4 protein-coding genes are annotated in these 6,895 nt (G+C 62.6%); 3 read left to right on the forward strand and 1 reads right to left on the reverse strand.

The window, feature by feature from the left end:
- Positions 1-332, reverse strand: a 332-nt coding sequence (locus LC354_RS25380) for a DUF2924 domain-containing protein (RefSeq protein WP_223428752.1), incomplete at its 3' end; no start/stop codon positions are given.
- Between the two features lie 452 nt (positions 333-784).
- Between LC354_RS25380 and LC354_RS25385 the strand changes: the two genes are divergently transcribed.
- From LC354_RS25385 to LC354_RS25395, 3 genes are all read left to right on the forward strand, one after another.
- Positions 785-1,429 (forward strand): hypothetical protein, encoded by a 645-nt coding sequence (locus LC354_RS25385; protein WP_223428753.1) that lies wholly within the window; start codon positions 785-787, stop codon positions 1,427-1,429.
- A gap of 1,448 nt (positions 1,430-2,877) precedes the next feature.
- On the forward strand, positions 2,878-6,327 hold the full coding sequence (locus LC354_RS25390; RefSeq protein WP_223428754.1) for a toprim domain-containing protein: 3,450 nt from the start codon (positions 2,878-2,880) through the stop codon (positions 6,325-6,327).
- Positions 6,328-6,329: 2 nt separating this feature from the next.
- Positions 6,330-6,842 carry a hypothetical protein gene (locus LC354_RS25395; protein ID WP_223428755.1) on the forward strand — a complete coding sequence of 171 codons (513 nt, stop codon included), beginning with the start codon at positions 6,330-6,332 and terminating at the stop codon, positions 6,840-6,842.
- Positions 6,843-6,895: the final 53 nt, after the last annotated feature.

The raw sequence follows: 6,895 nt of genomic DNA on the forward strand, positions 1-6,895 counted from the left end.
TCCTTCAGCACGGTCACAGTGTGGGCGGTGCCGTCCCATTCGCGGATCAGCTTGGTGCCAACTACTGGATTGCGGGGGTCGGCAATCTGCGCCTTGCGCGTCAGCGTGCCCTCGACCTCATCAGCCAGCAGATCCAAAAGCCGCCGCGTCTGCTTGTCCGGGCCGCCGTAAGACAGCTCCTGAATACGGTAGGCCAGCCTGCTTACCAGAAAGCTGCGGCTGTTATTCGGGGCAGGGGCATCGAACAGCGCCTGCCATTCCGCCTTCAGGTCTTTGACGGACATGGTCTTCAAGCCGACCAGGCGTGCCAATATGGGTTCGTGTGTTGTCATGCGGATTTCCTTTGAGTTGGACCCGCAGTACCGCTCTGTTTGGGCCGGAAGTGTAGCGAACTATCTCCGTTTGTCCGGGATAGAGGGTCGCGATCGCGGTCCAAGAGGCGCACCACAGCCGTAGCGAGCAGGCCATACAGTTCGGTGCGGCGCTCGTGTGCTGACATGCGGTCAGGGTGTATTGGGTTTGGGCGTTTCATGACGATCCTCAGGGCAGTGGACATGCCCTCAAAAAACAGCTTTGCCAAACCCGCTTCTACCTTCAAACGGGTACACCCACTCCCGCAAACTGAGGGTGAAACCGTTTCACCCTTGTAAAGATGGTCGCTTGCCCGCCCAGAATGTTCCCCTTATGTTTTATGTCTGAATTCACTGTGATCAGGGGAGGTGTGCAAATGCGGACACCAGGCACATTCGGCTTATCGTGGAGCCTTTCGGTTGCACTTGCCCATGTGGAAGACATCGAACTTCGAGACCATGCCAAGTCTTTGAACAGGGCGTTGCTTGGGGAGGATCATCTGGTGCCAGATACGATCGAACTGCCGACGGCGTCTGCGCAAATGGTGCGGCGCAGGGCCCGCGATGGCCTGCTAATGGCGCTGCGCGATGGTTACATCCGGGCCACTGGTCGCCTGTCGACGACGGCAGCGATGTTTGTGGATCCGGCTACCGAGCGGAGCTGGCGCCTTCATGCGAGTGATCCGAGCTTGATCACGACGACTGAATGGCGTTGTGGAGAGTTCAACTTCAGTCGCGGAGACCTCACGGGCCCGGCATGGCAGTACATCCAGATCGAGGTGCCGGAATTCATGGTGAAGGCGATCTGGCAGGATGATGCGCCGGAACCTGCCCAGCCCCCTCGAGAAGCGACAGCCATGTCCTACACCACCCCCTATCTTGAACTCATGCAGGAGGCGATCATGCATTTTGGCTTGACGGACAAGTACCAGAGCAAGAAGGAAAACCTCTCTGACTGGTTTTTTGGGAAGCGGATCGATGGCGAGCCGATTTCTCGCAACATCGCAAATTCCATGGCCACGCTGATCAGGTTGCCGACGGCGCAGCGCGGTGGGGCGAAGCGCATCCCGAAGCCCTAATCGCACATGATGAGGTGGGAATCACGACGTTGCGGTTGTCGAAATCGGTACGCCTCATACGGCCTTGCGTCCTGTGCTGTCCTTGATGTCGGCGCTCGACATTTCACAAGTCTTCCTCTTCAGCGAATTGGGCTTTGACCACTTGACCTCTCGGCCAGATTGGGAAGATTTTGGGCTCGCTCGGGGAGGATGGTGAGTGCTTGATCGCGGCGATTGAGTCAAACCGGCAAGGCCCGTCGGCAAAAGGGATTGCAAAGTAGCAGCGTGACTACCTTCTGCGGATATTTGCCAATTTGCCTCGCTGCCCCGTGGGCTTCGTTGCCTGACGCAACATCGTTCGCAACTGTAACGATGTGCATCCCGCCTAGTCGCTGTCGCCGGCCAACGGAGGGTGTTTCTGTCTGTAACACCCGGACGTTAAGCAACATTGGGCGTCGTGTTGGACGACACAAGGTGCCGATGCGCTGACGAACGTGACGCCGCCTGCGAACGAGCGAGGCAGCAGGAACTGTGCGCCCGGCTGAGATTATCTGTTTCGGGCCATCAGTCCCGCCTTGTCTGAGCAGTGTTGTGGTCGCCAATACTGCTCGTGTCGAGTGCAAGCGCTGGTCCGACAAGAATAGATACCCTTTGGAAACCGGGGCAGGCGACCGCCGGGGTTTCTCGGGTGGAGGGGCAGCGCGCCAGGCAGGCATGTCTCGTCACCAGCAAAAACACACGCAGCGCGTTGACGCGGCGCAAGCGCGGGGCGAGGTTAAAAAAGCGTGGATTGGAAAGTAGTGTCGACAAGTGCAACATCACTACCGCAGCCGATCTTGGTCTGCGCCGCGACCAGATCCATGAAGCACGCCTCGTACGCCCTTGACCACTGCGGCCTTCCTCGACGAGCCGAATTTCAAGGTTGCAGACTTCAACCTTGAAATTCTTACCTCACACCGCCGTGATCTCACAAACACGACGCCAGGTTTGACGTGATGACCTACCGGATACTTGTTTTCGTGAGAACGTGGCTCGCCAAGGTAGGCCTGGCCGGTTTCTGAACGATTGAGTTCGCACGTCGCCGAAGGATTCACCCTTCCTGTCGCACCCTGCTGAAAGGGTGAAACCATTCACCTGATTCGCGCTGCACTGGGGTTCACCCTTCTACGCGTCGTCGGATTGCAATGGCCGCGCAAAGGGCACTCAGGCCCCTTGGGGTCCACCCTTTATTCATCATGATTTCATGAGCTTGCCGGGAGGGTTCCACCCTTTCCTGTCAGGCGACGTCCGAACGGGTGGACCGGTTCGGACGTCGCGGGGGCTGCGGGACCAGTGACAGAACAGGGGTCAACAACGCCCTCAACCTGGTTCCAAACACCCGTGCTTCTTAGCCCTCAAATCCCCCTGCGCATCGCCGCTGCGACCCTCCGGTCGTCCGTCATGTATGCGCTTTTGCGCGGGGGGCGGCCATGAGCGCCCGGGACTGGCAGGCCTTCGATGCTGAGTTGCGCACGCGGTTGCCGGAACTCGTCGTCGAGTTGCTTGGCCAGCCCAGCTCAAAGATTGGTCGGGAATGGCGCTGGGGCCGCAAGGGTAGCCTTGCGGTGATCATCAGCGGGTCGAAAGCGGGCATGTGGTTTGACCACGAGGCGGGTGACGGCAGTCATTTTTCGGATCTGGTTGGTCGCGAGCTCAGCATGCCTCGCAGCGATGCCAATGACTGGATCGCCGATCGTATGGGCATGACAACGGGCCCACGGCCCAGGCGCCAGCACGACAGGTCACAGCTCAAACCGGCCAATAGACCTGCGCCACCTCCCCGGGTTGCCAGCGTGACCGCGGAAAGCACTCCTGCGATCTCGCCCGCGGACGCGGCTGCTGCCCGCGCTGCGCGCATCTGGGTCAATGCGCGCCCAGCCCCAAACGATCATCCCTACCTCATCACCAAGCAGGTCGCGCCGCTCGCCTTGCGCATGGATGCCCGTGGCCAACTGCTCGTCCCATTGCAGGATATCGACGGGCACCTGCACAGCCTCGAGACCATCGCTCCCGACGGGGCAAAGCGCTTTTTGGCGGGCGGCGCAAAGCGGGGGCATTTCGCGGTGGTGGGCGCGGATCCGGCGCCGCTGGCCGAGCCTTCCGGACCGCTGCTGATCTGCGAGGGCTGGGCGACCGGCGCGAGCCTGAACCTCGCGACTGGGTACACCGTCATCGCCGCAATGGATGCGGGCAACCTGCTCCCCGTCGCGCAGGCGTTGCGGGCCAGGTTCGACCATGCCGATCTCGTCCTTGTCGCCGACAACGACTTGAAGCCTGACCGTGACACCAACCCCGGTGTGGAGGCCGCGCGCAAGGCGGCGCTCGCCGTCGATGCTCGCCTCGCCGTGCCCGAGGCCGCTGGCGACGCCAATGATCTCTTCTGCACCGATGGTCAGGAGGCCGTTGAGGCGCTGGTGGCAGGTGCCGCGAAGATCCCGCCACCGCCGCCGACCTATCCCGCGCCGATCCTGACGCCCACCGAAGCACGGGCCATGCTCTTGGAAGCCATCAGCGACTTCATGGCAGAGCTGCCGGACTACTGGGCGGCCGTGGAGGCCGCCCGCGAGGCGGCGCAGAACGCGGACGAGGATTGCGATCCGCTGGATTTCAACATCGTGGCGCGCGCGGCGCTGCCACCGCTGCTTGGACTGCCGGTCGATGTCGGGCTGGGCAAAACCTCGCGCGCGCGAACTGCCATTGCCGAACTGATCGGGTCTGGTGAACTCGGCGGCCGCAAGGTCGTCTATGCCGTCCCGCGCCACGATCTGGGCGCCGAGCAGGTTGCCGCCTTCGAAGCCATCGGCCTGCGTGCCATGCTGTGGAAGGGTCGCACCGCGCCCGATCCCACCGACGCCGATCCCGAGAGGCTGATGTGCCTCGACACGGAGGCGACCTTCGACGCGCTTGAGGTCGAACTGCCGATCGAGCAGAGCTGCTGCAAGGTGAAGCGGGGCGGTGAATTGCACCTCTGCGGGCATTTCCACGCCTGCGGCTATCAGCGCCAGAAACCGCTCGCGCAAGCCGCCGCTGTCATCGTCTGCGCCCATGACAGCCTCTTTCACATGAAACCCGAGGCCATCGGCACGGTCGGGCTGCTGGTGATCGACGAGGCGTTCTGGCAATCGGGCCTGCGCGGTCTTGATGGCAAGGCCACCCTCACGCAGGATGGCCTCGAACCCGGTCGCACCTCGCTTGCCTGCTATGAGGTAAAGGGCAAGATCGACGTCCGAGCCACGGCCGATCTGGTCGCCGCCCGCGGGAAACTCTGGAAGGCCTTGCAGGTCACTGAGCCTGGCCCCCTGCGTCACGGGCTTCTCCAAGCCGTTGGTCTGACGCCCGAAGACTGTCGGCAGGCTGCCACTCTGGAAAGGCGCCGGATGCGGGATGCAGGTCTGCTGCCGGGCATGCCATCGGTGGAACGACGCAAGCGCATCGAGAAGGCCCTGCCTCCCAGAGGCGAGCCCTGGGCGCCGCCGGGCCGTTGCGCAAAACTGTGGTTGATCCTCGCCGAGGCATTGGAGAACGGCCATGATGCTGCCGGAGCGGATCTGGGTCACGAACGAACGGAATCCGGTTCTGTCCGGGCGCTGCGCTTACGCTGGCGCAGCCGGTTGCGCGGAGGCTGGGCGGCCGAGGCACCGATCCTGCATCTCGACGCGACACTGCGGCCCGAACTTGTGCAGACCTATCTGCCGACGATCGACATCGGCGCACAGGTTGCCGCGCGCCAACCCCATGTGCACGTCCGTCAGGTGACCGGCAGCCCGACCTCGGCGCGCGCGCTGACGCCGGGACCAGATGCGCGGAACCGCGATCGCAAGGCCGCAGAAACCCATTTGCGGGATCTCCGTGCCTGGATTGCGCTGCGGACACAGCAATGCCACCAACCCGATGCCCGGATCGACCTTCTGATCGTGGGCCAGAAGGCCGCCATCGACGTGCTTCGGTCCGCCGGTCTGCCGCCGCGAGTGGAGGCGGTGCATTTCAACGCGCTGAGCGGGCTCGACCGCTGGGGCGGGATCGGTGGCATGATCGTCATGGGGCGCACGCTGCCCGCACCGCGCACGGTGGAGCTTCTCGCCATGGCGCTCACCGGCCGCGTTCCCGCGCCGAACCCGAAGGACGCCGGCTGGTGGTATCCGATGGCAGAACGCAGGGTGCGGTTTGCAAATGACAAGTCCGTGCCGCTCACCATGGAGGCTCATGCCGACCCGATCGCCGAAGCCGTCCGCTGGAGCATCTGCGAGGGAGAACTGATCCAGGCCATTGGCCGCGGACGCGGCGTCAACCGCACCGGCGACACGATGCTGGAGATCGATCTGCTGACCGACGTGGTCCTGCCGGTGACGGTGGACGCCCTCGTGCCGTGGTCCGACCTCCGCCCGACCCGGTGCGACCTGATGGCGCTCACGGGCATCATGCTCGAGAACGCCGCCGACAGGGCCACCTGCTTTCCTGAGTTCTGGTCGTCGGCCGAAGCGGCCCGCCAGGACCGGTCGAGGAGTGTGACAAATGGCTATTATAGGAGTCTCTATAATAGCAGAATGTCACACTCCTCTGTGGAGGTGACCTACCGCCCGGAGGGGCCTGGCCATCGCACCAGGGCCGCCCAGGTCGATCTCACCCGTATTCCCGACCCGGAAGCGTGGCTCACCAACCGCCTTGGTCCGCTTGCCCAATGCAATATTGCAGCGCCGCTCGATGGGCAAGCTGGTCAGCAAGCCCGACTCGATGCGCTCGTATCCCGCCTAACCAGCGGCATGCAGGCGATGCTCGCCAGCCGCCGTACCGCGCTCGACGTGCTGTCTGCGCGTTTGGATGCGGTGGCCCCTGTTGGTGTGCACCAATCACCATCCCCGAACCCCAAAGAGGAGAATTGAAGATGAGCTACGACACATTGCGCGTCTATGAGGCCGGGCGGTTTCACGATGTGGACCTGCCGGATTGGTATTATGAAGCCTGCCGTATCGGCGAGATGGAAGGCGTCAACTGGCACCGGGCTCTCGAACGTGTTCTCGATTGTGAATATAGGCCGCTGACGGAAGAGGGTCTGTGCAGTGCAGGGCTCGAGATCCGGTTCTGGCGGAGCGCGATGACCGGCACTTTTGTCCTCATTGAAACGCCGCTGGTCGTGGTCGAGCAGATCGTCGTGATCCAGCCCGAGGACTTTCTACCATTTTTGTCCAATTATCTTGCTCCGCTTATGGCTGCATCGGCGCAATACGCCGTGCTCGAGGTTCAAGGCAAAATCGCAAATGCGTTTATTGCATGGGCTCGCCATGGTGATGGGAGCCACATCGATCGTGAAACAGGTCTGAGCCAGATCGATCTCAAACGGGACCTGGAGCGGCGTCGGCTTGAACGGTTGCGTGAGACGCAGGGAGGTGTGGCATGAAACCCAATCACCACATCGGCCTCGAGCAGCGAGACGGTTTTGACGCTGGCCGT

This window comes from Tateyamaria pelophila (assembly GCF_019966495.1).
In the GTDB taxonomy this organism is placed as follows: Bacteria; Pseudomonadota; Alphaproteobacteria; order Rhodobacterales; family Rhodobacteraceae; genus Tateyamaria; species Tateyamaria pelophila.

Excerpts from the sequence above, each read along its gene's own strand:
- LC354_RS25390 (WP_223428754.1), top strand. The coding sequence starts at position 2,878 with ATGAGCGCCCGGGACTGGCAGGCCTTCGATGCTGAGTTGCGCACGCGG.
- LC354_RS25395 (WP_223428755.1), top strand. The coding sequence starts at position 6,330 with ATGAGCTACGACACATTGCGCGTCTATGAGGCCGGGCGGTTTCACGAT.